The sequence below is a fragment of the Paenibacillus tundrae genome (assembly GCF_036884255.1).
Lineage (GTDB): Bacteria > Bacillota > Bacilli > Paenibacillales > Paenibacillaceae > Paenibacillus.
Genome location: NZ_CP145605.1, coordinates 5,181,185 through 5,207,612, shown reverse-complemented (window position 1 = coordinate 5,207,612; position 26,428 = coordinate 5,181,185). Strand labels below are relative to the sequence as shown.

Annotated in this window: 30 protein-coding genes; 28 read left to right on the top strand and 2 right to left on the bottom strand. The window is 47.6% G+C overall.

All coding sequences use genetic code 11. From position 1 onward, the window contains the following. Position 1: 1 nt before the first annotated feature. From opp1B to V6W81_RS23360, 9 genes are all read left to right on the top strand, one after another. Positions 2-934 carry a nickel/cobalt ABC transporter permease gene (gene opp1B, locus V6W81_RS23400; RefSeq protein ID WP_338540537.1) on the top strand — a complete coding sequence of 311 codons (933 nt, stop codon included), beginning with the start codon at positions 2-4 and terminating at the stop codon, positions 932-934. Continuing rightward, entirely contained in the window at positions 934-1,830 is an 897-nt protein-coding gene (cntC, locus tag V6W81_RS23395) for a staphylopine uptake ABC transporter permease subunit CntC (RefSeq protein WP_145049751.1), read from the top strand. The genes opp1B and cntC overlap by 1 nt, the downstream gene beginning before the upstream one ends. Continuing rightward, the gene (gene cntD / locus V6W81_RS23390; protein WP_338540536.1) at positions 1,811-2,620 is read left to right on the top strand and encodes a staphylopine uptake ABC transporter ATP-binding protein CntD; all 810 of its coding nucleotides are present in this window, start codon (positions 1,811-1,813) and stop codon (positions 2,618-2,620) included. Before cntC ends, cntD begins: the two co-directional genes overlap by 20 nt. Continuing rightward, entirely contained in the window at positions 2,621-3,367 is a 747-nt protein-coding gene (locus V6W81_RS23385; RefSeq protein WP_338540535.1) for an ABC transporter ATP-binding protein, read from the top strand. It begins immediately after the preceding gene. A 14-nt stretch (positions 3,368-3,381) separates the two neighbouring features. Then, on the top strand, positions 3,382-4,575 hold the full coding sequence (gene cntE / locus V6W81_RS23380; RefSeq protein ID WP_338540534.1) for a staphylopine family metallophore export MFS transporter CntE: 1,194 nt from the start codon (positions 3,382-3,384) through the stop codon (positions 4,573-4,575). Positions 4,576-4,619: 44 nt separating this feature from the next. Further along, complete coding sequence (gene cntE / locus V6W81_RS23375; protein ID WP_338540533.1) at positions 4,620-5,834, top strand: staphylopine family metallophore export MFS transporter CntE; 1,215 nt, start codon at positions 4,620-4,622, stop codon at positions 5,832-5,834. A 252-nt stretch (positions 5,835-6,086) separates the two neighbouring features. After that, positions 6,087-7,286 carry a GTP-binding protein gene (locus tag V6W81_RS23370; protein WP_338540532.1) on the top strand — a complete coding sequence of 400 codons (1,200 nt, stop codon included), beginning with the start codon at positions 6,087-6,089 and terminating at the stop codon, positions 7,284-7,286. A gap of 34 nt (positions 7,287-7,320) precedes the next feature. Then, entirely contained in the window at positions 7,321-7,590 is a 270-nt protein-coding gene (gene rpsN, locus V6W81_RS23365) for a 30S ribosomal protein S14 (RefSeq protein ID WP_338540531.1), read from the top strand. Between the two features lie 67 nt (positions 7,591-7,657). Beyond that, complete coding sequence (locus tag V6W81_RS23360; RefSeq protein ID WP_056702596.1) at positions 7,658-7,990, top strand: DUF3024 domain-containing protein; 333 nt, start codon at positions 7,658-7,660, stop codon at positions 7,988-7,990. A 352-nt stretch (positions 7,991-8,342) separates the two neighbouring features. On the opposite strand, the gene V6W81_RS23355 is transcribed toward V6W81_RS23360, so the two are convergent. Beyond that, positions 8,343-9,401, bottom strand: coding sequence for a helix-turn-helix transcriptional regulator (locus V6W81_RS23355; protein ID WP_338540530.1), 1,059 nt, complete (start codon positions 9,399-9,401; stop codon positions 8,343-8,345). A gap of 354 nt (positions 9,402-9,755) precedes the next feature. Between V6W81_RS23355 and modA the strand changes: the two genes are divergently transcribed. After that, the gene (modA, locus tag V6W81_RS23350) at positions 9,756-10,625 is read left to right on the top strand and encodes a molybdate ABC transporter substrate-binding protein (RefSeq protein ID WP_338540529.1); all 870 of its coding nucleotides are present in this window, start codon (positions 9,756-9,758) and stop codon (positions 10,623-10,625) included. After that, on the top strand, positions 10,622-11,305 hold the full coding sequence (gene modB, locus V6W81_RS23345) for a molybdate ABC transporter permease subunit (protein WP_338540528.1): 684 nt from the start codon (positions 10,622-10,624) through the stop codon (positions 11,303-11,305). Before modA ends, modB begins: the two co-directional genes overlap by 4 nt. A 116-nt stretch (positions 11,306-11,421) precedes the next feature. On the opposite strand, the gene V6W81_RS23340 is transcribed toward modB, so the two are convergent. Further along, positions 11,422-11,958, bottom strand: a complete 537-nt coding sequence (locus V6W81_RS23340; protein WP_056702607.1) for a GNAT family N-acetyltransferase — start codon at positions 11,956-11,958, stop codon at positions 11,422-11,424. Positions 11,959-12,427: 469 nt separating this feature from the next. Between V6W81_RS23340 and V6W81_RS23335 the strand changes: the two genes are divergently transcribed. The 17 genes from V6W81_RS23335 (at position 12,428) to V6W81_RS23255 (ending at position 26,412) form a co-directional block, all read left to right on the top strand. Then, positions 12,428-12,769, top strand: a complete 342-nt coding sequence (locus tag V6W81_RS23335) for a hypothetical protein (protein ID WP_145049773.1) — start codon at positions 12,428-12,430, stop codon at positions 12,767-12,769. Between the two features lie 347 nt (positions 12,770-13,116). After that, entirely contained in the window at positions 13,117-13,956 is an 840-nt protein-coding gene (locus V6W81_RS23330) for a transporter substrate-binding domain-containing protein (protein ID WP_186380988.1), read from the top strand. Positions 13,957-13,980: 24 nt separating this feature from the next. Next, complete coding sequence (locus tag V6W81_RS23325; RefSeq protein ID WP_338540527.1) at positions 13,981-14,724, top strand: amino acid ABC transporter permease; 744 nt, start codon at positions 13,981-13,983, stop codon at positions 14,722-14,724. 4 nt (positions 14,725-14,728) lie between these two features. Further along, positions 14,729-15,439, top strand: coding sequence for an amino acid ABC transporter permease (locus V6W81_RS23320; protein ID WP_056702628.1), 711 nt, complete (start codon positions 14,729-14,731; stop codon positions 15,437-15,439). After that, positions 15,436-16,188 carry an amino acid ABC transporter ATP-binding protein gene (locus V6W81_RS23315; RefSeq protein ID WP_338540526.1) on the top strand — a complete coding sequence of 251 codons (753 nt, stop codon included), beginning with the start codon at positions 15,436-15,438 and terminating at the stop codon, positions 16,186-16,188. Before V6W81_RS23320 ends, V6W81_RS23315 begins: the two co-directional genes overlap by 4 nt. A 122-nt stretch (positions 16,189-16,310) precedes the next feature. Next, a complete protein-coding gene (locus V6W81_RS23310) occupies positions 16,311-16,598 on the top strand; it encodes a hypothetical protein (protein WP_056702634.1) in 288 nt (95 codons plus the stop codon). A gap of 23 nt (positions 16,599-16,621) precedes the next feature. Further along, positions 16,622-16,963, top strand: a complete 342-nt coding sequence (locus V6W81_RS23305) for a restriction endonuclease subunit S (protein ID WP_145049779.1) — start codon at positions 16,622-16,624, stop codon at positions 16,961-16,963. Further along, positions 16,960-17,259, top strand: a complete 300-nt coding sequence (locus V6W81_RS23300; protein WP_056702643.1) for a hypothetical protein — start codon at positions 16,960-16,962, stop codon at positions 17,257-17,259. Before V6W81_RS23305 ends, V6W81_RS23300 begins: the two co-directional genes overlap by 4 nt. A gap of 1 nt (position 17,260) precedes the next feature. Next, on the top strand, positions 17,261-17,605 hold the full coding sequence (locus tag V6W81_RS23295) for a hypothetical protein (protein WP_260985464.1): 345 nt from the start codon (positions 17,261-17,263) through the stop codon (positions 17,603-17,605). A 224-nt stretch (positions 17,606-17,829) separates the two neighbouring features. Next, positions 17,830-18,924 (top strand): CgeB family protein, encoded by a 1,095-nt coding sequence (locus V6W81_RS23290; protein ID WP_338540525.1) that lies wholly within the window; start codon positions 17,830-17,832, stop codon positions 18,922-18,924. Positions 18,925-19,032: 108 nt separating this feature from the next. Beyond that, positions 19,033-20,172, top strand: a complete 1,140-nt coding sequence (locus V6W81_RS23285) for a CgeB family protein (protein WP_338540524.1) — start codon at positions 19,033-19,035, stop codon at positions 20,170-20,172. A 63-nt stretch (positions 20,173-20,235) separates the two neighbouring features. After that, positions 20,236-21,867, top strand: coding sequence for a glycosyltransferase family 4 protein (locus V6W81_RS23280; RefSeq protein WP_338540523.1), 1,632 nt, complete (start codon positions 20,236-20,238; stop codon positions 21,865-21,867). A 14-nt stretch (positions 21,868-21,881) separates the two neighbouring features. Further along, positions 21,882-22,973, top strand: coding sequence for a non-hydrolyzing UDP-N-acetylglucosamine 2-epimerase (gene wecB / locus V6W81_RS23275; RefSeq protein WP_338540522.1), 1,092 nt, complete (start codon positions 21,882-21,884; stop codon positions 22,971-22,973). Beyond that, positions 22,966-23,952 (top strand): polysaccharide biosynthesis protein, encoded by a 987-nt coding sequence (locus V6W81_RS23270; protein WP_145049787.1) that lies wholly within the window; start codon positions 22,966-22,968, stop codon positions 23,950-23,952. Before wecB ends, V6W81_RS23270 begins: the two co-directional genes overlap by 8 nt. Beyond that, on the top strand, positions 23,949-24,776 hold the full coding sequence (locus V6W81_RS23265; protein WP_338540521.1) for a dTDP-4-dehydrorhamnose reductase family protein: 828 nt from the start codon (positions 23,949-23,951) through the stop codon (positions 24,774-24,776). Before V6W81_RS23270 ends, V6W81_RS23265 begins: the two co-directional genes overlap by 4 nt. Continuing rightward, the gene (locus V6W81_RS23260) at positions 24,758-25,699 is read left to right on the top strand and encodes an NAD-dependent epimerase/dehydratase family protein (protein WP_338540520.1); all 942 of its coding nucleotides are present in this window, start codon (positions 24,758-24,760) and stop codon (positions 25,697-25,699) included. Before V6W81_RS23265 ends, V6W81_RS23260 begins: the two co-directional genes overlap by 19 nt. Beyond that, complete coding sequence (locus V6W81_RS23255) at positions 25,696-26,412, top strand: glycosyltransferase family 2 protein (RefSeq protein ID WP_338540519.1); 717 nt, start codon at positions 25,696-25,698, stop codon at positions 26,410-26,412. The genes V6W81_RS23260 and V6W81_RS23255 overlap by 4 nt, the downstream gene beginning before the upstream one ends. Positions 26,413-26,428 lie beyond the last annotated feature (16 nt).

Sequence of the window (26,428 nt, the reverse complement as noted above, 5' to 3'; positions counted from 1 at the left end):
TATGGGAAGGTATATCGTCAAACGAATTCTGTTAGCTATCCCTTTACTGATTGTCATTTCATTTATAACGTTTGTGCTCATTAACCTATCGCCCTTGGAACCAGCAGTCGTGGTATTACAAGCACAGGAAGTTCCGCAGATTACGGCTGAGCTCATTGCCCAAACGAATAAAGAACTGGGATTTGATCAGCCGTTCCTGATCCAATATATGAACTGGGTGATGGCCGTTATGCAGTTTGATTTTGGTCACTCGTATGTATCCGGTGAGTCTGTCTGGACGCTAATTGGCCCGGCATTTCTGAATACGTTGAAATTAACGTTGGTTTCCTCGGTATTTATTATCGCGTTATCGATACTGCTAGGTGTGGTCTGTGCGATGCGGGAAGGAAAACTGCTGGATCAATCGGTCAGAGGCATTTCATTTTTCCTCACGGCGATGCCGTCCTACTGGCTTGCTGCCATCATGATCTGGTACTTCTCCGTCAAGCTGGATCTATTGCCGACCAGTGGCATGGACTCGTATCGCAGCTATATTCTGCCGGTTATTGTGATCACGGTCAGTTATACGGGCATTTATTTTAGGACTGTTCGCAGCTCGATGTTAAGCAATATGAATGAGGATTATGTGTTGTACGCGCGGGCAAGCGGTCTGAGTGAAAGGAAGGTCATGCTTCATATTTTGCGTAATTCACTGCAAGTGGCGGTATCAATCTTCTGTATGGCCATTCCTATTGTGCTGGGCAGCACCGTTGTCATTGAAAATGTATTTGCTTGGCCAGGACTCGGCAGGCTTAGTGTGAAGTCCATTTTAAGTAGAGATTTCCCGATTATCCAGGCTTATGTCCTTATTTTGGCGGTCACCTTTGTCCTGTTCAACACACTTTCCGACATTATCAATGCTGCGATGAATCCAAGGTTGAGAAAGGAATTCTGATGCGAATACTGAAAAATCTGAGCAGAGATAAGCTTGCAATGACCTCGTTGTCCATCATCTTGGCTACGATTATTGTGGGTATCTTTGCCCCTTTCATTGCACCGCATGATCCTGGAGCCGTCAACATGAAGCTTCGTTATGCTTCTTCCTCCTGGACTTATCTGTTAGGCAATGATCATCTCGGCAGATGTGTATTATCAAGGCTCATTTACGGAATTCGTCCCAGTGTGTTATGGGTGCTCGTTGCCTTGGCGTTGTCCGTGCTGATCGGAGCTATTGTTGGCTTTGTAGCGGGTTATTTCAAGGGTAGAGTGGATGCATGGATTATGCGAATCTGTGACATTATGCTATCTTTCCCCGGTTATGTGATGACACTGGCTGTGGTGGGTATTTTGGGAGCCGGTCTGGAAAATATTTTGATTGCCTTTGTATGGATGAAATGGGCCTGGTTTGCCCGCGTCATTCGAACCTCTGTCATGCAGTTCACTGACATGGATTATGTGAAATTCGCCAAAGCTTCTGGCATACCTAACCTGAAAATCATCACCAGACATATTGTGCCGGTTACCTTTGCGGATATTGCGGTCATCGCTAGTGGCGCGATGTGCTCAATGATGTTGCAAGTCTCGGGATTATCCTTCCTAGGGCTAGGTATTCAGGCACCTCATGCAGAGTGGGGGATGATGCTTAATGAAGCTAGAGAAGTTATGTTCTCTAGACCCGAATTAATGTTGGCACCAGGGCTGGCGATTGTGATCGTTGTGTCGGCATTTAATTTTTTATCGGATGCACTTCAGGTTGCTCTAGATCCTAAACTGATGACTTCCCAGGGCAAGTCCGTCCAACCTCACGAAAGCGAGGTGAGAAAGGCAGCTTATGAATATAGTAGAGGCTAAACACCTGAAAGTATGGGACACCAATACAGGCAAAGTCATTATTCATGACAGTTCATTCGAAGTTAAGCAGGGAAGCTGCTTAGCGATTGTTGGTGAGAGTGGAAGCGGTAAATCGGTCACATGTAGGGCGCTAATGCGGCTGAATAAGCCGTGGATTCGTCAATCTGGCACGCTGTTGTTTCAGGGTGAGGATCTGAATGCGCTGACGGAACACGAGATGAGGCGCAAGAGAGGCAAGCAGCTATGTATGATTTTGCAAAATGGCATGAGTGCATTCGATCCTTCCTGTGTGATTGGCGTCCATATTCGAGAGACACTGCAGCAGCATTTTGATTGGAATGCCCGTGAGATCGAGCGCCGAATCTGCAATGCGATGGAAAGTGTCATGCTGAAGAACCCTCCTGAGATCCTGAATCAGTATCCATATCAGTTGTCTGGCGGAATGCTGCAGCGGATCATGATTGCACTAGCATTGGTGCTCGAACCAGTTCTCATTATTGCGGACGAGCCAACCACAGCACTGGATACAATTTCCCAATACGAAGTGGTGGAACAATTAATTCAATTGCGTGAACGCATCGGCTGTTCCATGATATTTATCTCTCATGACTTGGGTGTCGTTAAGAAAATTGCGGACGATGTGATCGTTATGAAGGATGGAATGATTGTGGAGCGGGGCAGCATGCAGTCTGTATTAACGGAGCCCGCACATGCCTATACGCAGTATCTGGTATCTACCCGGTTGGAGCTGAGCAATCATTTCAAGACATTGATGCAGGAGGGCTCATAGATGCTGAAGGTGGATGGAGTTGGCAAATCATATAGCCAAGGCGGACTGTTCTCAAAGCACCAGCAGCAGATTCTGAGCAACGTTACCTTTGAGTGCAAGCAAGGCGAATGTCTGGGTATTATCGGTGAGAGTGGGAGTGGCAAGTCTACCTTGGGACGATTGATTCTGGGCATTGAGAGGCCGGATCGTGGCCTGATCCAGTTTGAAGGAAGAAGTGTGAGTGATCGGCGGGTCCGGATCGGCAATATCAGCGCAGTGTTCCAGAATTATACGTCCTCTATGAATCCGTTTCTTACGGTAGAGGATGCCATTATGGAGCCGATGCAAGCGCTGAAGAAGAGTGAGCAGGATATAGCGGCAAAGGTAGATCTGTTGCTAACTCAGGTTAGATTGGACTCCACCTACCGTTCCAAATATCCACATGAGCTATCCGGCGGGGAGGCACAGCGCGTCTGTATCGCCAGAGCAATCTCTACAGCTCCAAGGTGCATTGTATTTGATGAAGCGATCAGTTCTCTGGATGTGTCGGTTCAGATTCAGGTGCTTCAGTTACTGAAAGAACTGAAAGACATCTACAAGATGAGTTATGTCTTCATTACTCACGATATTCAGGCGGCAGCCTATATCTGTGACCGGGTGATTATTTTCAGGGCAGGTCAGATCGAAGAAGTGATTCCTACCGAGCAACTGAAAGATGTCCAGTCGGATTATGCGAAGAAATTATTGAAACATCTTATTACATTTTAGGGGGTTATCCCGTTGTGAGCGGAGCAATGTCGTGGCCTTTTTTGCGTTTGTACATATTGGTGCTTCTCTATTTCAGTGCCAATGCCATTCTTAATGTGATCATCCCCCTACAGGGAGAATTCCTTGGAGCCAGTAGCACGACCATTGGGTTAATCATGGGTGCGTACATGTTTACGACGATGTTTTTTAGACCATGGGCGGGAAAAATTATTCAAAAGCATGGACCAATCAAAATTTTACGTCTTATTCTGATTATTAACGGATTGGCCCTCGTTTTATATACGTTTACGGGTCTAGGTGGATATCTATTAGCCCGGATTTTGCAGGGGGTATCCACGGCGTTCTTTAGCATGGCTCTACAGATTGGCATTATCGATGCACTCCCGGAACAAGATCGATCACAGGGCATATCGTATTATTCGTTATTTAGTTACATCCCGGGCATTGTGGGGCCAGTGCTCGCATTAGGGATTTGGCAGGCTGGCGGTATGGATTATTTTACGGTTGTGTTAATCGGAATTGCCATCTGTACGGGCGTCTTCGGTTATACCGCCAAAATAGAAAAGAATGAAGATCAGCCTGAAGGGAATGCACCGGATCAGTCTGTCAGTATGTGGGAGTCCTTTGGACAGTTGGTGAAGAATTCGCACTTGTTTCGCTGCAGTGTACTGATGCTCAGTGCATCGGTTGTATTTGGGGCGGTCACAACGTTTATTCCGCTGTATGCGAGTCAGATTCCAAGCGGTAATGCCGGCATCTATCTCATGCTTCAAGCGGGGACGGTGGTGCTGGCACGAATTGTACTTAGGAAACGGATTCCTTCGGACGGACGATGGCATGCGCCATTTATTATGGGCACGATGTTTCTGCTCGCTTTAGCTGCGCTATGCGTAAGCATGTCGACCACAGCAGGGGTGGTTCTATTTTATGTCGGTGCGATTTTGATGGGCATTGCTCAAGCGATTCTGTATCCGACATTAACGACCTATCTGTCATTTGTATTACCTCAGTTGAACCGCAATGTATTGATCGGCTTGTTTATTGCGACAGCAGATTTGGGTATTTCTCTCGGCGGTGTAATCATGGGGCCACTGGCTGACTTATTTTCCTATTCAATGATGTACATGATCTGTGCTATTCTGGGAGCGGTGATGATCGTTTTTGCCTATGAACGACGCAATGCGGTCACAGGTACATCTGTGAGCTGACTTCCAGAGAAAGTAGGTACGATGCATTGAAGGATTCTGAAACTGTGACATCCCATGAAAAATTAAACCCGGCATCCTTATCTTTTTTCCGGTTTTATATGCTGGCCTTTTTATTTTTTGCAGCCAATGCTGCGCTGACGATTATTCTACCTTTGCGGAGCGAGGCAGCAGGGTTAAATCAGGCGGAGATTGGTCTCATGATGGGGGCATACATGTTCACGTGTATGCTATTAAGACCTTTTGCAGCGCAACTGCTGGGCAAGTATGGGCCGCTTCGTGTCATGAAGGGGTTACTGCTTCTGCATGCGGGAACGCTGCTGCTGTTTGTTGTGTTTGGTGTGGAGGCATATCTGTGGCTACGGGCATTGCAGGGTGTAGCAACAGCGTTTTTCTCAATGACGATGCAAGCGGGGATTGTGGAAAAGCTTGAGGATAAAGACCGTGCACAAGGTTTGTCCATGTATACGCTATTTACGATGGTTCCCACGCTGGTGATTCCGATCCTTGCCATTCAGATCTGGGAGAATGCCAATGATCTGTGGTTCACTGTGCTGATATTGGGGCTCGCTGCACTTCCCTTATTGATTGGTTACTCCGTGGATTTGCCCCAAAGTACAGTACAGAACAAATCGTACACTTTGGGCGATATGCTGCGTTCATTCAGCGGCATCTGGCGTAGTACACCCCTGTTAATTAGCAGTATCGTAATGCTCTTTGCTTCATGTGTGTTTGGAGCAACGGCGACGTTTCTTCCCTTGTATATGGTGTCCACGGGGGCGGCGAGTGCTGGGCTGTTTCTAACGATTCAAGGCTTGGTAGTTATTCTGTGCCGGTTCATCCTGCGCAAAAAAATCCCGTCGGACGGGAGCTGGAGTACCTGGCTGATGGCAGGATTACTGCTAAGTGCAGCACTGGGAACGCAGTTGCTCAGCCTGCTGGAGACGATCGGACCATTCGTATATCTCTCGGCAGTGTTTAGCGGTTTTGCCGTAGCTTTGCTATATCCAACACTGACGACGTATCTCTCTTTCGTGCTGCCTGCGGATTCCAGATATGTGCTCATGGGTATCTTCATGTCCTCGTACGATCTGGGCTTCTCCCTCGGCGGACTCGCCATGGGTATTCTTGTGCAAGTGAGCTCGTATTCAACGATGTTTATGATCTGTACACTGCTCTCCGTGGTGGCCTTGGTTCTGATCGTACTATTCCGTCAGCGAATGGAAGCGGGCAATAGCGACAGGTCTGTGGTGTCGAACTGAACAGCAGAGTGCGTATATGATTGTTTATCTTTTGTAGTGAAGGCTTATGAACTGAAATTTCCTCGATCTATCATCAGAGTAGAAACCGCAGGACAACAGGGCATAAGCCCTTTTTTGCATTCGAGATTAAGGTGATGTTGTGAAAAATAATTTGACAACAGCGACTAACAGGATTATAGTTTTTGTTGTTAATCGTAATAATTACTATTAAGGTTCATTAAGATGAACTGTACCTATAAGGAGTAGATACACATGACACAAAAGCAAGTGCCGGTAACTGTACTCAGCGGTTACCTCGGTTCAGGTAAAACGACGGTTCTGAATCATATCCTGCATAATCGGCAAGGCTTGAAGGTCGCCGTGATTGTCAACGACATGAGTGAAGTCAACATTGATGCCGCATTAGTACGGGGAGAAGCGACACTCTCGCGTACGGAGGAGAAGCTGGTGGAGTTGTCTAACGGCTGTATCTGCTGCACCTTGCGGGATGATCTGATGCAGGAGATTGAGAAGCTGGTGAACGAAGGCAGGTTCGATTACATTCTGATCGAATCGACAGGCATTAGTGAACCTGTTCCGGTTGCCCAGACTTTTACATACGCCGATGAAGAATCGGGTATTGATCTGACCCGTCTAGCTAAACTGGATTGCTTAGTTACCGTGGTGGATGCTAATCGGTTTTGGCATGATTTTGCTTCAGGACAGAGTCTTCTGGATCGGAATCAGGCTACCGGGGAAGACGATACACGGGATGTTGTAGACTTGTTGATTGACCAAATTGAGACGTGCGACGTGTTGCTGCTGAACAAATGTGATCTGGTCGATGAGGTGGAGTTGAATAAGCTCGAAGGTATCATTCGCAAGCTTCAGCCTCATGCCAAAATCATCCGCACAGTGAATGGTCAAGTGAACCCGTCCGAAATTCTGAACACAGGCCGCTTCGACTTCGAACAAGTGAGTATGTCTGCCGGATGGATTCAGGAACTGGAGAAAGAAACACATACTCCCGAGACAGAGGAATATGGCATAGGCTCCTTCGTGTATCGCCGCAGAAAACCATTCCATCCTACTCGTCTGGCGGAATTTATGAGTTATTGGCCAGAAGAAGTTGTACGTGCAAAAGGATTGGTCTGGCTCGCAGCTGAAGGAGATGTGGCAGCCAGTCTTAGCCAAGCCGGGCCATCGATTCAGTTTGGGCCTGCGGGACACTGGGTAGCAGCGTTGCCGGAAGCGGATCGGGAAGAAATATGGCAGAGTGAGCCTGAGGTTCGAGCGAAGTGGGATGCCCAGTGGGGGGATCGCCAGACTGAGCTAGTTATGATTGGGATTGAGATGGACCCTGCCATCATAGAAGAAGAACTGGATCAGTGTTTACTCAGTGATGATGAGATGCAATCCGATTGGACTCGGTTTGAGAATCCACTGCCATGGCCTGTAGACGCAGTGGTTTAAGAGACAAATGCTAAGACGATAAGGAGATGTAAATATGGCCAAAAAGTCAAAAGTTATTCGTGAGAAAAAACGTCAAGCGATTGTCGCTCGATATGCAGAGCTGCGTCGTGAGCTCAAAGAAAAAGGAGATTACGAAGCGTTGCAGAAACTACCGCGCAATGCCTCTCCTACTCGCTTGAAAAATCGCTGTGAGGTTACAGGTCGTCCAAGAGGATACCTACGCAAATTCAAAGTATCACGAATTGTCTTCCGTGAACTGGCTCACAAAGGACAGATCCCAGGCGTGACGAAGTCAAGCTGGTAACGAATGTGCCTATGTGTTCATAAGTCGGTTGGGTTGTCTGTATTAGACCAGATGGGGAGGTAATACCATGCTAGACTCCTTTACCGTTTGCCGAATTGAGTCCATACTGGACGGGTATATCCATGAGAAAGTACCTGCACCGCTGCGAACGATGGTGAAGTTGACCTATCGTATGGATCAGAATGAGCTAATTCTGACCGAAGAAAGACCAGCCCAGGAGCGTTACCGATGGGACAAGCTGGATATTGCCAGATTCGAGTGGGATGAGCATCGCTGGAAGGTGTTTGCCAAGGATAAGCATGATTGCTGGGATACAGTAGATGCGATACAACCTTGCCAGCATTTTGAGGATTTACTTGAACAGGTGGAACGAGATGAAGCAGGCGTGTTTTGGCGCTAATGCTTAGGTCTTATGTTTAGAAAAGAAAACGCCGCTGCAGATCATTGCAGCGGCGTCATTTTTATAATTATATTTTTCACTGTCATCTATATAAATTGAACTAAACATTTACACGGAAACGGAGAGGACAGAAATAACCTGAAGAAGCGGAGCGGTCGCCTTTGTCCCCGGATTTTCCCCTTATAGAGGGAATCAAAAAAATCTGGGGATAACAGCGATCGTAAGGTTGTTCTGTCATTGGAGTGGCAAGTGTAAATATTCTTTAGTTCAAGTTATATAGATATAAACACTACATACATCTTTTCGGAGTCACACTTGTGATGTGTGTCCATACATCGCAAGTGCCCTAACGTTACACTTCGTATAAAATTTCCCCTGTACGTGAAACATCGTAGCCTTCAAACGTTTGCAGTTCCTGCCTAAATTCTGAGGATTGCAGGATGCGTAGCACTGAATCTACCCACGCTTCATTTCCTTGTTTTCTAAGCATAACTAGATCGTATCGCTCCTGTACAAGGGGGATAAAATCAACCTGGCCAATGAGCCGAACGGCCTTCTCGATGCCGACACCTACATCGGCTTCACCAGTGCTGACTTTCGCTGCAACGCCCATATGACTAGTCTCCTCTATATCGTATCCCGTCAATTGGGAGGGGGAGATGCCGTGGAGGCGAAGCTGTTCATCTAGCAAAACCCGCGCGCCTGAACCCTTCTCACGATTAGCCAATCGGAGATCAGGCTGGTTCAGGTCACTCCAATCCTTAAGGCCACGCGGATTCCCCCGTGGTACATAGAGGCCAGCTGGGCGTGACAGCAGGTTCACCACTACGTAAGACCAGCCAATCAAGATTTTGCGAATATAGGGTAAGTTGTACTCCCCTGTATCTCCATCAAGCAGATGAGTGCTGACGAGATCCGATTCGCCGCGATACATCGAGATTAATCCGTCTAGGCTGCCCATGAATGAGCGGAGGGGACGGATATTCTGCGTTTGTTTCTCCATATGGCGCATGAGAATATCTAGGCTCACATCCTGACCCGTAATGACAAGGTGACGGGCAGACAGGTGGTTCTGCTGAGCATTTGCAGGAGGATACGCAGTCACGGTAGATGAAGAGCCGGATCCGGATACCGAATGTAGAACCGAGTCTGTGTTCATTGAATCGGTATCCTTGTCGCCTGAACCTTGTGAACGAGCTGCTGATTCCGCGGCAGCAGTCCGATTAACGCCGGATTGGAGCTGTTTGGAGCGATGCTTATATGCCTCCAGATCAGTGGCATCCACTCTCATCTGTTTACCTACGCGGTAAGCGACGAGGTCTCCTTTTTTGATCAGGTCATAGACCGTTAGTTTGGATATTTTGAGTAGCTTCGATATTTCTTCGGTCGTATAGGATTGCTCCTCCGTCATTAGTGAAGATCCTCCTTCAAAGGTATATAAAATAAATGTATACATAGCACACTCGCCATTTCGATGGCAATGTATGATGAAGTCATTTTCAAGAGAGAAAGGTACAGATGTATTTTAGGGTTAAATCATTTTTCTTCATCTATGGTATCGCATGATTCGTCTTAATTAATATCTCTTGTACTATACCATTAATTGAGGGGAACCATAAACCAGAGAGCGTGTAACCATCCAATCTAAACGTCATTAAAAATAGAATGTGAGCTATGTCACCTTCCCATTTTAACGCTCTTGTGTATAATGAATTATAGTTAATTATATCTAATTATAACGAAACATAACTTTGGGGGAGAATGAATGAGACAGAGAATCGGATATGTGCTGGGAAGTATGTCACTTGGATTAGCTCTTGTATTGAGCGGATGTGGAGCGAACACAGGCTCTCCAGATGCATCCTCGGGAACGGGAGCCGCGGCGTCTACTGCAGCACCAGGGGAGAACAGTCCAACAGAGAATGTGGATCCGCAGGAAACGGTGGAGTTAACCATCTCGGCTGCTGCCAGTCTGACGGATGCGATGAAAGAAATTGAGACAAGCTTTGAAGCGGCTAACCCCAACATTAAACTGAATTTTAACTTCGGTGCCTCGGGTGCATTACAGCAACAGATCGAGCAAGGAGCACCATCTGATATTTTTGTCTCCGCTGCAAGTAAAAACTTAAATGCTCTCGTGGAAGAGAATTTGATTGCTGAAGCAGATCAGCAAAATTTACTCCAAAACTCCTTAGTGGCGGTTGTCACTGCTGATCGTGCGGATGAAGTGAGCAGTGAGAAGGATCTTACCTCAGATACAATTAAAACCATTGCGATCGGCATTCCAGAAAGTGTACCTGCGGGCACATATGCCAAGGAAGCATTGACCAATGCGAAGCTGTGGGATCAGCTGGAGAGCAAGCTCGTACAGGGCAAGGATGTAAGACAAGTATTACAGTACGTTGAGACGGGGAATGCAGATGCTGGATTTGTATATAAAACAGATGCATTGACCTCTGATCAGGTGAAGATTGCGTTTGAAGTAGACAAAAATAGCTACACACCAGCCAATTATCCAGTAGGAATCATTGAAGGCACGAAGCACCGGACAGAAGCGGAACAATTCTATACGTATTTGCAGTCGCCTGAGGTACTGGACGTGTTCGCTAAATACGGGTTCTCCATTCCGGAATGAATGTGAACGCCATAGACTGGTCGGTATTTTGGTCGCCGGTTCGACTATCGCTTCAGGTCGCTCTTCTATCCAGTGTCATTGCTGCCGTGCTTGGAATTGCTGTAGCCTGGAAGATGTCACGTGCTTCGTTCCGGGGCAAAATATTTCTGGAAACGTTCTTCATGCTTCCGCTTGTGTTACCTCCAACCGTCGTTGGGTTCCTATTACTTGTGCTGTTAGGACGTAAAAGTCTACTTGGTCAATGGATTGAAGCCATCTTCTCTGCGCCAGTGATCTTCTCTTGGTGGGCTGCCGTTATAGCTGCTGTTGTGGTCGTTTTCCCGCTGGTCTACCAAACGATGAAATCTGGATTTTCCGGTATTGATCGGGATCTCGAAGCAGCTGGTCGATCCATTGGTGCGAATGAGTGGCAAGTATTCTGGTACATTTCCCTGCCGCTGGCTGGTAGAGCATTGATGACCGCATTTATATTGGGGTTTGCTCGAGCTCTCGGTGAATTCGGCGCTACATTGATGATTGCAGGTAATATTCCAGGCAAAACGCAAACGGTGCCTACGGCAATCTATGTTGCTGTGGATTCCGGGAATCAGACGATGGCATGGGCGTGGACATGTACCATTGTCGTGATCTCATTTATGATGCTGTTCCTGACAAGACAATCGCGAAGCAGTAATGATTGATTCACGACACAACAGGATGAAAGTAAACAAACCCGCTGAAGGAAAGGTTTCCTTCAAGCGGGTTTTTGGGTTAGATCCGTATACGGATATTAGATTATGAGAATAGAACCTTGGCGCTAACCCGTTTGTACAGACTGGGCATGATAACGTTCCGGGTCTAATATTTTGATCATAAACACAATTTCTTCTGAAGCATCAGCAGTCTGCACCACTTGGGTATGGAACGGAGTGTAGCCTTTACGTTCATACATGGGAGCCAGCCAAGGATGCCGAGTCGCTGTTGCCAAGAAAAGGGCAGGTTCATCCAGTTTGGTCAGAATCACCTGCTGTTCAACCCAGTCAAGCAACCTCGAACCATACCCTTTGCCTTTATGGTTAGGACTCACAGCGAACCACCGAATAAAAGGATAGGAGCTGATCGCCTGCCGCCGCGCATCTTGTCCTCGATCCAAGGTTACGGTAGCAATGATCTGCCCATCTTCCTCAAGTAGATAACACTCATGCTGAGTTACGTTATTCTGAATAACCTCCAATGTGGCATGTCCTGCAGGAAACGGAATGTTTAGCGCACGAATCGTCTCGTATGCATCCAAAGTAACGGCAAGCAACGATTCAGCGTCTTCCAGTGTGGCTAGGCGATAATGTTCTGTCATCGGTAACCTTCCCTTCATGATTGAATGACAACTATTCCAACCCGGTAAGTACACATTATAGATTAGGTGTCATTTTATCATGGAACGGTTTCCGGGAGTAGCGTACTCTAATCCATTCTATCTATAAGCCAATTGAAAGCTTTTATATGATATTCGTAGCAATTAGCATCTATGGAGGAAATTACAGCTTCAGCCCAAAATATTGCCAAGATTGCAGCAGAGCTAGAAGGAAAAGTGAAAAAGTTTATCCTGTAAGAACGTTGTCATGCAATTGAACCCCCTAGAAACATTGGAATCAAACTTAGGTTGATCCAATGAAATGCTAGGGGGAAATTTATTATGGTTCTATTGGTCATTTTGGATAATCAACAAAAATATTTATCGTAAAGGTCTCGCTTTTCAAGTGCTTGTTCCTGTAAAATAGAAGTAACTGATTCCAGCCCAGCACTGAAATAAGGAGAGACGACGAATGAATACGAAACCTGATTGCGGCGTATCGTTGCAAATTGACGACTATCTGGATCTTTTGCATTTTGCCATCCAAATTCAGGATCAAGAGTGGCAGCAGTCCCTGATCCACCAGCTCAAAGTATTTCAGCCGGCGGGGGAGCAGCAACAACAACGATCACCTGAAGAAGAGCTTTGGACAAGGCTGGATCATATTAACAGCAAGTTAACAGGGCTATGTAACCAATTGCATGCTGCACACTCCAAGGACGAACGTGAGAAGTTTGAGGCACGTATCGGTTTACTTCAAGTGCAACGTGTAGAAGTGGCACGCAAGATTAAGTGGGCAAGCCGTAGAACATAGATAAGCAGTATGAATCAAAGTCTTCGTTGGAGTTTGGATAGAGACCAGATTAGAATGTTTTAGATCAGAGAGATGAAGATAAGATAGAAGCTATTCTCCCATGTTAGTTCAAGGGAAGAATGGCTTTTTTCTATTGAACAGACAAGGGGGGAATCGAACATAGAGAAGTTCTATAACGTTATCAGGATGTCCTATTAACCTGGTTATTGCCTGATGAGGACTCTCGATGATATTCTTTGTTCAACTCAATTCCGACTATACAAGTAAGAATGGTTAGTTAAGATGAGTTGGGAAATGGAAGCACATATCAAATTAGCTGTGATAACAGCCTGTGGAGGAGATTGGGAATGGTTAAAAAACGGGGGATTCAGAAATTCCGGACAGCACTGCTGTTCATTACGATGCTTGCGGTATTGGCTGGATGCAGCACAGGAACTGCTGGTAATGAGTCCGAATCTGCTTCTGCAGCAGGCGACAGCAAGGTGAAGAAGATCATTGTTGGAACAGGCACGCAGTTCCCTAACGTCTGCTTCATTGATGAGAACGGTAAATTAACAGGCTACGATGTGGAGCTAATCCGAGAGATTGATAAACGTTTACCAGAGTATGAATTCGAATTCAGCACGATGGATTTCAAGAACCTACTGCTTAGCTTAGAAACGAAAAAAATCGACCTCATCGCTCATCAGATGGAAGTCAATGAAGAGAGACAAGCGAAGTTCTTATTTAATGACGAAGCCTATAATATTTTTCCTAATAAAATTGTGGTAAGCCAGAAGAATGAGGAAGTTAAATCGATCGATGACCTCAAAGGTAAAAAACTGATTGTTGGTGCCACAAGTAATGCGGCTGTACTAGCTGAGAAATGGAACGCTGCAAATGGCAGTCCTATTGATATTGTCTATTCTGGAGCAGGTGAGGATACCATTACTCAGATCAAGACAGGACGGGTAGATGCAACGATCAGCACACAGTTTGCCATTGATTATCAGAATAAATCGGTGGATGCTCAATTGAAGACGGTAGGAGATCCGCTGTCCAACTCCAAAGTTTACTTTATCTTGAACAAGGATGAAGAAGAGCTCAAAGCCAAAGTGGATGAAGCGCTCAAATCAATCAAGGAAGATGGAACATTAGCTAAACTGAGCACAGAGTGGCTGGGCGCTGACTATACAGTTGAAGAGTAGTCTGAGAAGGGTGTGCAGGCGGTAATGGGAAAAGCATTCGATCTATCATTGGTTCTGGATTTTGTCCCGGAACTGCTACGATATTTGCATATAACATTGATTGTTCTGGGTGGTTCTATTGTGCTCGGGCTGGTTGGAGGCGTCTTGCTCGCTGTTCCAAGGTTATACCGGATTCCAGTACTAAGTCAGGTGGCCACCCTGTACATTTCGTTCATGCGGGGCACACCGATCCTGATTAAGCTGTTTCTGGTGTACTACGGTCTTCCTGAGTTGCTCAAACCGATCGGTATCGACCTATCCAGAACCGATCCCCTATTGTTTGTTATTGTCACCTATGCCTTGAATGATGCAGCATCTTTCGCCGAGATCTTCCGGGGTGCTGTGAAGAGTGTCGACAAAGGGCAGACCGAAGCTGCATACGCAGCGGGCATGACCTCCTTCCAGTCTTTTCGCCGTATCGTTGTACCTCAGGCACTCATTGTGGCTTTTCCGAACATGGCCAATACGTTGATTGGTTCGTTGAAGGATACGTCTCTCGCTTTCTCCATTGGTGTTATGGATATGGTCGGCAGGGGGCAGACGTTAATCTCAGCCACCTCCCATGCCCTTGAGGTGTACATCAGTTTATCCATCGTATATTACGTTATTGTCATCGTACTTGAAAAAGGTTTCGCTCAGGCTGAGCGCAGATTACAGCGCCATGAACGCAAGCGTGTCGTACACAAACCGGTGGTTCGAGCGGAACGACTGAAACGAATAGCGGGGTGAGCATATGTCCATTGATCTTCAGTTTATTTACACGTCCTTTTTCCAAATTCTAAAGGCATTGCCACTTACGCTTGTCATTACAATCGTTCCGTTGATTGCAGGCTTCGGAATTGGTCTGGCAACGGCTCTGATTCGCATATATCGGGTACCTTGGATTCATCGCATTGCTGCGTTTTACGTCTCATTCTTACGTGGAACACCAATGCTGATGCATTTGTTCCTTATCTATTATGGAATTCCGATGATCATCGATAAATTGGCTGAACGTTATCAATGGGCTTTTCAATCGTCATCTATTCCGATTCTTGTATTTGTACTGATTGCCTTCTCGCTGACGGCTGGGGCATACATGTCTGAAATTATTCGTTCTGGCATTTTGGCCGTAGATCCAGGACAGATGGAAGCTGCCCATGCCGTAGGCATGAATACCTTTCAGGCGCTGAGGCGCATCATTATCCCTCAAGCGATTGGAGCAGTGTTGCCGAATCTATGTAGCATGTTTGTTGGGTTCCTACATGGTTCTACACTTGCATTTACCGTCTCTCAGATGGATATTCTCGGCAAAGCGGATGTTGTTGCATCGGTCAGCTTGAAATTTCTGGAGGCCTTCATTGCCGCAGCATTGATCTATTGGGGGCTAACCATCATTGCTGAGCGAATCACTGCTCTGCTTGAACGTCGGGTTGCCGTGTACAGCAAAGGAGGCGTATCATGATTTCACTAACGAACATACACAAGACGTTTGGGAAGCAGGAAGTATTAAAGGGCATTGATCTGACGGTGGAGCAGGGGGACGTTGTAGCGATTCTTGGCCCTAGTGGATCAGGCAAAACGACACTGCTGCGCTGCGTCAATTTTCTTGAGCGAGCGGATGAAGGCAAGGTTCAGATCAGTGGATTGACCGTCGATTGTGAGCATGCACGCAAACATGATATTGTACAGCTTCGGCGCAAGACGGCAATGGTTTTCCAGCATTATAATTTGTTCAAACACAAAACAGTGCTCGATAATGTGACGGAAGGGCTAATTGTAGCTCAAAAAGTTCCCAAAGCTGATGCCAAGGCACGGGCGCTGCGTGTATTAGAACAAGTTGGACTTGCTACTAAGGTGAATGAATATCCAAGCATGTTGTCCGGTGGACAGCAGCAACGCGTTGGCATTGCTCGTGCACTGGCATTGAATCCAGAGGTTATTCTATTTGATGAACCGACCTCGGCACTTGACCCTGAATTAGTAGGTGAAGTCCTCTCTGTTATACGTTCTATCGCCCAACAGGGGATTACGATGGTCGTCGTCACCCATGAAATGGGATTTGCTCGCGAAGTTGCGAACCGTGTCATCTTCATGGATGGAGGCGTTATTGTCGAAGAAGGAACGCCAGAGGATATTTTTGTACGACCTAAGCAAGAACGAACGAGACAATTCCTCAGCCGATATTCCTCGGATTGGAGTTACGTCATTTGATGATATAGGCGCAAGCTGGAGTAACTGACACTCCCGGCCCGGCATATGCTGTAGCAGGCAAATGCTGATAGGCCGGGTTTTTGTATGGGTTGAAGCAGGCCGTGACGGCAAGGAGGAGGAGCATGCAGAGCAAAGTCGATGAAATACTCACACATATTGCACATTCTCATCAGCAGCTTGCGCGCGTATTAGATGCTAAACGTCAGGTTGCTGTGCGCATGTCTGAAATTATTAATCATTTGCCCGATATGGAACCAGAGCTTGATGGTGTCGAAGGCATGCTGGACAGTTCAGGACAGATCAACAAAAGCATTATCTCTTACTTGGGAGGTCTTGCTGATCTAGAGGAAGCTGTAGCGGAAACGCTAAGTCAGGTCATGCGGGAGATCGCAGGCCAAGAAGAAGAATAAGCCCGGAAGGCGGGTGAACGAACATGAGTAGAGAGCAAAGCCTTATTCTCATGCTGGATGCTGCAGCCAAAATGCAATGGAACATTGCGCTGATTTTGGAAGCGAAGGCCATTGAAGCAGAGAAAGTGCGAAATTGGACACTCAATCATCTGAACGGGGAAACCTTTGTGACCCATGGCGATCAAGTCGCAGAGCCACTGAAGATGCATGAGCAATTGGTTGAGATGTTGGAAGGGCTAACTCGGATGGAAACGGGACTCTGTAACAATTTAAAAGCTGTCATGATACAGGATGAGGGTGGAGACAGCGGCGGTATGGATGGTGGCATGTTTGGCGGTATGGATCTGGGGGATCTCGGAAAATGAGTCTGTTGCGACGTGAGCAGGAGGCGAAACTGGCCCTTATTGAATCTATTGCACATAGTCAGCAGGCGCTGGCTCGTATTCTGGACAGCGTCGCCAGCGTATCTGCTCATTCAGAGGTATCTGCCCGAAATCTTGCCGAGAACATCCGTCTACTAAGTCGCTACCAAGAAGAAATGTCTCGTATGGCGACGGGAATTCGATTAGCTCGTATTCGGTATGGCGAGCCGGGACTGCCCTGGCTCAAACACCCAGACTATGCAATCCGCATCGTTCGGGATCTACAGGAGGAATGCTGATATGTTAAAGAAGAAAAAAGCACGATTGAGAACGAAACGTGCACTCTTGGCTCGTGGAGCTCGTCTGCGCAGAATTCGTAAGCTTCGCGCCCTCAAAGGGAAACGTACAGTACACAAACGCCCCCTCAAAGGACGTAGTGCGTGGCTCAAAAAAAAGAAACGTGTGGTACGCCGGCATCGGAGTGTAAAACAAGCAGCACAACCATTCGTCCCGGCTACCCCTACCGATCCAAACCCGGACAACGCGTACAGCCAAGGATACACCGAGGCGTACAACGAGGGATTCAACGCGGGTTTCGCCAAGGGATTCGAGGACGGACATCAGTTAGCTTACAAGGCACAATAACCGAGTAATTATAAAAGACGTTAGCCCGGGAGGAGCATTCTTCCCGGGCTATTTGCTTGGCCGCATAAGCGGACATGCCCGTACAGGCGGATGTGGAGGGCAAGCGCCAATTTTGCGCCTTACAGGACACCCGTCCATGATGCATCTGACCCCGGGGCATATCCTTTAGAGGGAACACCAATCTCGGGGAGAAGCTGAAGAGGCATCTCCTGAAGGAAGACAGGGTGAAGAATGTGGCGAAGAAACGACACCGCGCGCTCAGCGAAGCGGAGGTAGCATACCGCGGCGGATATGCAGAAGGCCGCCGATTCGGCGGTTGTCAGGCCATGTTGGAGCGCGTTCAACCGGTTGAGCCAGCGAAGCGTGATATGAAGGTGCTTTATATCCCACAGGGATTCGATGCCATTGATGGAGGTATCATCGAAGCGCTGCAGCAGTCTGTTCGGGAGTGTGTTGTCGGAACGTCGACAACGATGCTGCAGGAAGCGAGCGACCATCGACCTGATGTTGTGTTGGTCATGAACGGATTGCATGTATTTCCGGCAGATCACTTGGAGCAAGTAGATGGCATACGTGCACTCGGCATTCGAACAGCCATCTGGTTCGTGGATGACCCGTACTTTACCGAGGATACGGTTCACATCTGCCAACATTATGATGTTGTGTTTACCCATGAGGAAGCTGCGATTCCCTTTTATCAAGCTCATGGAGCACGAAGCGTCATCTATTTACCACTTGCGGTGAATCCGGGCCTGTTCCAGCCACGACGTACCGAACCACAGCATCAATATGACATTTGTTTTATCGGTACAGGGTTCTGGAATCGAATTGCCTTGTTCGATGAACTCGCTCCATTTCTGGCTGATAAGAAGGTATTTATTGCAGGTAGTCAATGGAATCGGCTGACTCGTTTGGATATTATGAGTCGTTTCATCCGTGAAGGATGGCTTGATCCCGGAGCAACAGTGGACTATTACAACGGTGCCAAGATTGTTATCAATGTCCATCGAACGTGCCAGAACGGCGAGGATAATCGAAATACGCATCAGCTAGAAGGTCGATCGATCAATCCGCGCACTTACGAGATCAATGCTTGTGGCACGATGCAGATTACGGATGCGCGCAGTGACCTTTCACGGTATTACCGGCCAGGTTATGACATCGAAACTTTTACCACAGCAGCCGAGCTTCAGCACAAAATTAGTTATTACCTCCAGCATCATCAGGAACGTGAAGCGATCGCCTGGCGCGGGCTGCTCACAACGTTGAACCAGCATACTTTTACCCATCGCATGGTGCAATTGCTTGGACATCTGTAAATGTAACTTCTTAAGTGGTTTTTTCAAAAAGCCTGCTTTGCAACGTTTGGAACGCATATGAGGAGAACGATTACGGTTAAGTAATTTGATATGAGAAGGAGTGGCGGTATGTCTATCAAACACAGAAAGAACAAGCATTTCCATGCGCCTGTGCTTAGTTTGGCAGATCAGGCTCGCAAGAATGGACAGCATGCCGGATACGATGCGGGGAAAGAAGAAGGATACCTGCGTGGTCGTGCCAACTATATCGTTAATTGCGCACAGGAGCCACTGCCGTTTCGCCCCATCCACGTCCTGTACGTATCTTCAGGCAAAGGTTTCCCATATTCACCTCTCGATGAAGCCATCATGGCTACACTCCAGAGCATGGTGTCTCAAGTCACATTAACCGATCCGCGTCAGCCTGTGTCCGAGATTGCCCTGCAATCGCGCCCTGACCTGGTACTTGTGCTGGATGGCATGGATATTCCAATGGAGCATATTGATGCCATTCGCCAAGCCGGAATACCGACAGCGATCTGGCTTACTGATGATCCTTACTACACGGATATGACGCTTGAGACTGTAAAACATTTTGACCATATCTTCACACTGGAACTCAATTGCGTTGACCTCTATCGACAAAGCGGCTGTGCTTCTGTGCATTATCTGCCCTTTGCCGCGTTCACGAATCATTACTTCCCGATTACAACACCTTCTCCACTACATCGCGAAGTTAGCTTTATCGGTTCGGCATACTGGAACAGGGTCTACTTCTTCAATCCAATCATGGCACAGCTGATGACACACCAAACCGTATTTAACGGAATTTGGTGGGATCGTCTGCCTGACTATACGTCCTATGGCGAGAAAATCGAACTTGGCCGCTGGATGACTCCGCAGGAAACCAATGATGTATACAACGGCACCAAAATCGTGATTAACCTGCACCGTTCCCACGAGGATGATTCAGTGAACAATAACCATCTCAAAATTCCACCTGCTTCTCCGAATCCAAGAACATTCGAAATTTCGGCATCGGCAACCCTACAACTTACGGATGCACGTGACGATCTTGCCCGCTTCTACAAACCAGGTGTAGAGATCGAGACGTATTCTTCTCCTCAGGAGTTGCTCGAAAAAGTTGAATATTATCTCGCCCATGAGAAAGAGCGGCGTGAAATTGCTCTTCGAGGCTTGGAACGTACACTCAAGGATCACACCTACGGCAAAAGAATCAATGAAATGCTGACCATTATCTTTCCTTAACTTTATAGCCGGAAGGAGGTGTGCACAGAACCCGTATGCTCGCATACGGCGCTCCGTGCGGCTATGGCAACTAAACCTAAACTAATGTTGTTTTCCCATGTGTGTAATACCCGCAGTATTACAGGGGCGGAGAAGCTGTTACTGCATTTTATAAGGGAAATGGGTGCGATCTTCGACTGTGTGCTGGTTGTTCCTCAGGAAGGGAAGCTTGCAGGGCTTGCACGGAGATTCGATATACCGGTCAAGGTTTGTTTTCTTCCAATGCTGCACGGTGTCTATATCCCTTATCACGGTATCGCAAACGATGCAGAGCAGCTTCGTCAAAGCCCTGCTTACCAGGAGGCGCTCTCCCTATTAAGGGAGTCCGCGCCTGACCTGGTGCTGACCAATACGTGTGTGAATGTCCTGCCTGCGGTGGCTGCTAAATCACTGCAAATTCCGGTCATCTGGAAAATCACTGAAATCATACAGTCCACTGAACACATCAACGAGGCTGTGCAGATGATTGGTCGGTATTCGGATTGGATCATTGGTATATCTGAAACAGCCGGAGCTCCGTTTAAACAAGCGGGAATGGGCGACAAGCTGACCATCTTACCACCAACATGGGATCCGGGTTTACCTGATCCTGATCGTTGGCTGCATTTGCGAGAGCGGAAGCGGAAGGAACTGGGGATAAAGCCTTTCCAGAGCTGCATTGGTTACATTTCTTCGTTTATTTACGATGCCAAGGGACTGAAACCTTTTGTTGAGATGGCGTTGCAATTGTGTGAAACCCATCCTCGTGCCCGATTTTGGATCATCGGTACGCCATCAGACAAAAAGTACTATGACGAATGCGTGACCCGGGTCAAAAAGTCAGGCTATTATCGAAGATTCACCTTTACCACATTTGAGGAAAATGTATCGCTGGCCTATACAGCTATGGATATCGTAGTTATTCCGAGCATGGTCAAAGAGGGCTTTGGCATGACCGCCCTGGAGGGGATGTATTTTGCCAAACCGGTTATCGCATTTGCCCAAGGTGGTCTTGCCGAATTGCTTGAGACGGTAGGAAGTGGAGAATTTCTGGCTCCTCCTGGAGATAGTACAGCACTTACCAGCATGGCAACGAAACTGCTGAATGATTCAGAGCTTGCTTCCGATGTGGCTTGGCGCAACCGGACAGAAGCGGAACGATTGTATGGCATCGCAACCTATAGGACTGAGATGCATACGATGGTGACACAGTGGCTTATACGTTTTCCTGCATGGTTCCCCTACATTCAGCCTCCGAACGGGCCGGTATACGCATGGGGAGAAGGAGCGCTGCGCACTGTGCTAATGATGAGACCGGATGCGGTTCGAGCATGTTTATTCCCACTCTCTGTGATCCATACCTTGCCGCTCTCGTCACTGCCTCCACTGACAGTTGGATCTCATGAACCTATACAGAGAACTGCAGAGCATGAAGTTCTACGAACGAGAAAAAGAAAAACAACCCGGCATCGAACAGGCCGCAGTTTACGACAGACTCTAGAGCATTCTAGGGTGCGGGATGCCTCCAAACGCAGCAAAGGATCGGGTAAACGCAAAACGAAGCCGGGTCAGAAGAAGAAGCATAGCTCGCACAAAAAATCATCGGCTGTTCGCAAACGTGGGCTTACCAAGGCAAGGGGGAGCCGGGTTCGCCGTAGCATGTCGAATACACGATGAAGGCAGGGATTACGATGAAGATCATGACTGTGCTGGGCACGAGACCTGAGATTATTCGGCTCAGCCTAATCATCTCCAAGCTGGATCAGTACGCATCGAAGCACATTCTAGTGCACACAGGACAGAACTTTACAGAAAGTCTGAGTGGTCTCTTTTTCAAAGAGATGGGTCTGCGTGCTCCAGACTATGTGCTTCAGGATGAGGCGGCCTCCCTAGGTCGCCAGTTATCCTCCATGTTTACTCAGATGGAAGATTTATTACTGCAAGAGAAGCCAGATAAAGTGCTGCTGCTTGGTGATACCAATAGTGCGCTCTGTGCTGTATTAGCAGAACGTATGGGGATTCCCGTCATTCATATGGAGGCCGGCAACCGCTGCTTCGATCTGGATGTACCAGAGGAAAAGAATCGCCGCGTCATTGATGCGATATCCACAATAAATATGCCTTACACCGAACAGAGCAAAAAACATCTGGTCAGTGAAGGTGTGCCCAGTCGGCGAATCGTGCTGACAGGCAATCCGATCTATGAAGTGATGCAACATTATAAAGCACAGGTAGATGCCAGTAAAATTTTGCGGAAATTAAAGCTGAAGTCTGGACAATATTTTCTTGTTACAGCACACCGAGCTGAGAATGTAGATCATCCGCCACATTTAATGGAAATTATGAAGGGCTTGAATCATGTTGCTGAAGCGTATGGCCTCCAGGTGATCTGTAGCATCCATCCACGAACTGCCATCCGGATTGCAGAGCATCTGCAATTGGAGATGAATCCATTAGTGGAATTTCATGAGCCGTTCGGATTCTTCGACTTCGTGATGTTGGAACGTCATGCCCGACTCGCCCTTACGGATAGCGGTACTGTGCAAGAGGAGTGCTGCATTATGGGGGTTCCGACGGTAACGATGCGACGGACGACAGAACGTCCAGAGACGGTGGACTGTGGTAGCAATGTGGTGTCTGGGCTGGATGCTGCTCGCATTGCAGACTGTGTGAAGGTGATGACGGAGCTATCCAATGATTGGGAGTGCCCGCAAGGTTACAAGGCTACGGATGTATCCAGTAAAGTGGTCAAATTTCTGCTTGGAGGGAAAATGCATGTTTGAAAATAAGCGTATACTCGTGACTGGCGGCACTGGATCATGGGGTTATGAACTTGTGGCTCAACTGCTGCCTCAGCAACCCAAAGAAATTATTGTGTACTCACGTAATGAATCAAGCCAAGTGGCGATGAGCCGTGATTTTGAAGATCCTCGTCTGCATTTCCGCATCGGTGATATTCGGGACAAAGAAGCACTAACTGCGGCATGCCAGCAGGTGGACTATGTATTTCACTTAGCTGCACTTAAGCATGTTCCGGTATGTGAAGATCAGCCGTATGAAGCGCTGAAAACCAATGTGATCGGCACCCAAAATGTGATTGAAGCGGCCATTGAGAACAAGGTGGAAAAAGTCATATATATTTCAACCGACAAGGCAGCTAATCCGTCGAACTTCTATGGAATGACGAAGGCGATCGGTGAGAAGTTAATCGTCTACGCTAATCTGTTGCACAGTAATACACGTTTTGTCACAGTACGGGGAGGTAACGTGCTTGGCACCAATGGGAGCGTTGTTCATCTGTTCAAGAACCAGATCCGTCAAAAGGGTCAAGTATCGATTACCGATATGAACATGACACGTTTCTTCCTGACTCTGAAGGATGCGATCACTTTATTGTTCAAGGCTTCGGTGGAAAGTGTTGGTGGCGAAATATTTGTCATGACGATGCCTACTTGCAAAATTGTGGATCTCGCTGAAGTGCTGATTGAAGATTCAGGTGTTGAGAATGTTGGCATTGTAGAACGTGGCACCCGTCCAGGTGAGAAAATCCATGAAATTCTGATGAGCGAATTCGAAAGTATGACTACAGTTGTCTACGACGAGCAGTATTTGGTTATTTTGCCTACGCTCGGTATTCCAGGACTCAAAGAGCATTACACGAATTGCCCTCCAGTCTCCTTCAGTAGTTTTAGTTCCGAACATCAATTAATGACGAAAGAGGAGATTCGTGAAATTCTCAAGCGCGGAGGATTCTTGTCATGAAGTTGCTGATACTTGGGGGGAACGGAATGGCCGGCCATGTAATGGTCGACTATTTCCGCCGTCAAGGTGTGCACAGTGTGTTTTACACAACCCGGGATGCTTCGGATCCGAATGGACTGTTACTGGATGTGAACGATAGTTTCATGGTGGATCGTTTGGTGGAAGCTGTGCACCCTGATGTGATCGTGAACGCTGTGGGTGTATTGAACAGTTTCGCGGATGTAGACAAAATCAATGCTTATCATATTAATGGTTTTCTTCCACATCGTCTGCGCCGGGTCGCAGATACCATTGGAGCACGGCTCATTCATATCAGCACAGACTGTGTGTTCAGTGGAGACCGTGGAGGTTATACCGAGTCGGATGTTACGGATGGCACTTCTGCTTATGCAGTCACGAAGGCATTGGGTGAAATTCAGGACCCAGGACACCTGACCATCCGTACGTCTATTATTGGTCCCGAAATCCGGAAGGGCGGCATTGGATTAATGAACTGGTTCATGTCCAGCACAGGGGAGGTTGGTGGATATACCCGTGTGTTATGGAACGGGGTCACCACTCTTGAGCTGGCCAAATGGGTGGATCATTATCTAGCCTCTCCTGTCAGTGGATTGATCCATCTTGCCCATCCGCATCCACTAAGCAAGCACGATCTGCTCGTGTTATTTCAGCAGATATGGAACAAACAGGATGTCGTCATTGTTCCTGATGATCGCATGGTGCAGGATCGGACGCTTGTATCAACACGCGTGGATGTGAAGACAGACCTTCCGGATTATTCTACGATGCTGAAGGAGCTGGCATTATGGATGGAGCAGAGCTAACAGGCAAGAAGGTGCTCATTACAGGCGCCTCAGGTTTTACAGGGCGACATGCCGTTGAATTTTTTCAGTCAGCCGGTGCAGTGGTCGGGGCCGTGGTCAGACGTGAGAATGTCTATGCATTTCCTGAGGACACGTATGTCCATGTCTGTGACCTGAATGACAAAACGCAAGTGCGTCAATTAATCGACGAGGTGCAGCCTGACTATGTGCTGCATCTCGCAGGTAAAAATTCCGTACCGGATTCATGGTCTGATCCGTTGCTTGTGCTGGAGACCAATGTGATGGCTGTGCTGTATCTGCTGGATGCACTGCGCAGTTGTCCTGCTGCTAGAACGGTCATTGTTGGTTCGCGGCTAAAGTACACTCCAGAACCCGGCAAAATCCCGCAGCCGCCGCACCCATACAGTCTTAGCAAAGCTCTGGAGGAGATGGTGACCCTGTCGTGGATGTCTCTATTTGGTCAGCAGATCATGGTGGCTGAACCGGGCAACCTGATTGGTGCTGGCCCCTCCACAGGAATTTGCTCGCTGCTTGCGCGTCATATTGTCGCCTGTGAGCAGGAGGGCAAGACAGAAGCCTTCCGTCTCTCAGGTCGGGAGAATACCCGTGATTTTCTGGATGTACGTGATGCGGTGCGAGCCTATGCTACATTGTTAGTTCACGGAACGACGGGTACAGTCTATCCTGTTGTCTCTGGTACGGAGCGCAGTCTGGGTGAGATCGCGGATACATTGTTGTCGATGACAAGTGCAAATGTACCTGTGCGCTGGGATGGAGCAACCTCAGGCCCAGACGGAGCTGGGGAAGAGGAACAATTGTCGTTGCTGCGCAAACTGGGCTGGCAGCCGCTCATTCCGTTTGCACAATCCCTTCAGGATATTCTAAGTGATGTTCGTATCCAGCAAGGGAGGGGAACGGATTGAACCCGAAGGTGTCTATTGTTATTCCGTTCTACAACTGTCCTTATGTGCCTCAAGCGATTCAAAGTGCCTTGAATCAGACATACACTGAGACCGAGATCATTGTAGTCGACGATGGTTCGACGCAGTACTCCCATCTACTACATCCTTATCTTCCTTATATTAATGTGCTTGGCAAAAGTAATGGAGGAACAGCGTCTGCACTGAATCACGGTATACGCCATGCATCCGGGGAGTATGTTGCTTGGCTCAGTTCAGATGATCTGTTTTATCCAGACAAAATCCGGCAACAGGTTCAGTTTATGCTAGAGCAGCAAGCGTTGGTTTCTCATACTAATTTTCACTATATTAATGAGCATGCTGCTGTGACCAAGTTGCTTGGCGGAGCAGAGCCGATGGCTCCTGTGGATTGGTTGCGCAGGTTCGTGAACGGTAATCCGGTAAATGGCTGTACAGTAATGATTCGTAAAGACCTGTTCGGAGCCGTAGGTCTGTTCGATGAATATCTGCCGTACACTCACGATCTGGATCTCTGGTTGCGGATTCTGCTGAACGGATATCATTTCCCGTATTTGAACGAGCCGCATACTGCCTATCGCTGGCATGAGGCTATGGGATCCATGAGACACGCTACAGTGATTGGGCAAGAAGCCTCTATGGTATGGTCGAGATATCGTGATCCGCTGTTGCAGCGAATCGCGAGCATAGGGGGATAGAAGCTTGAAGAATGCA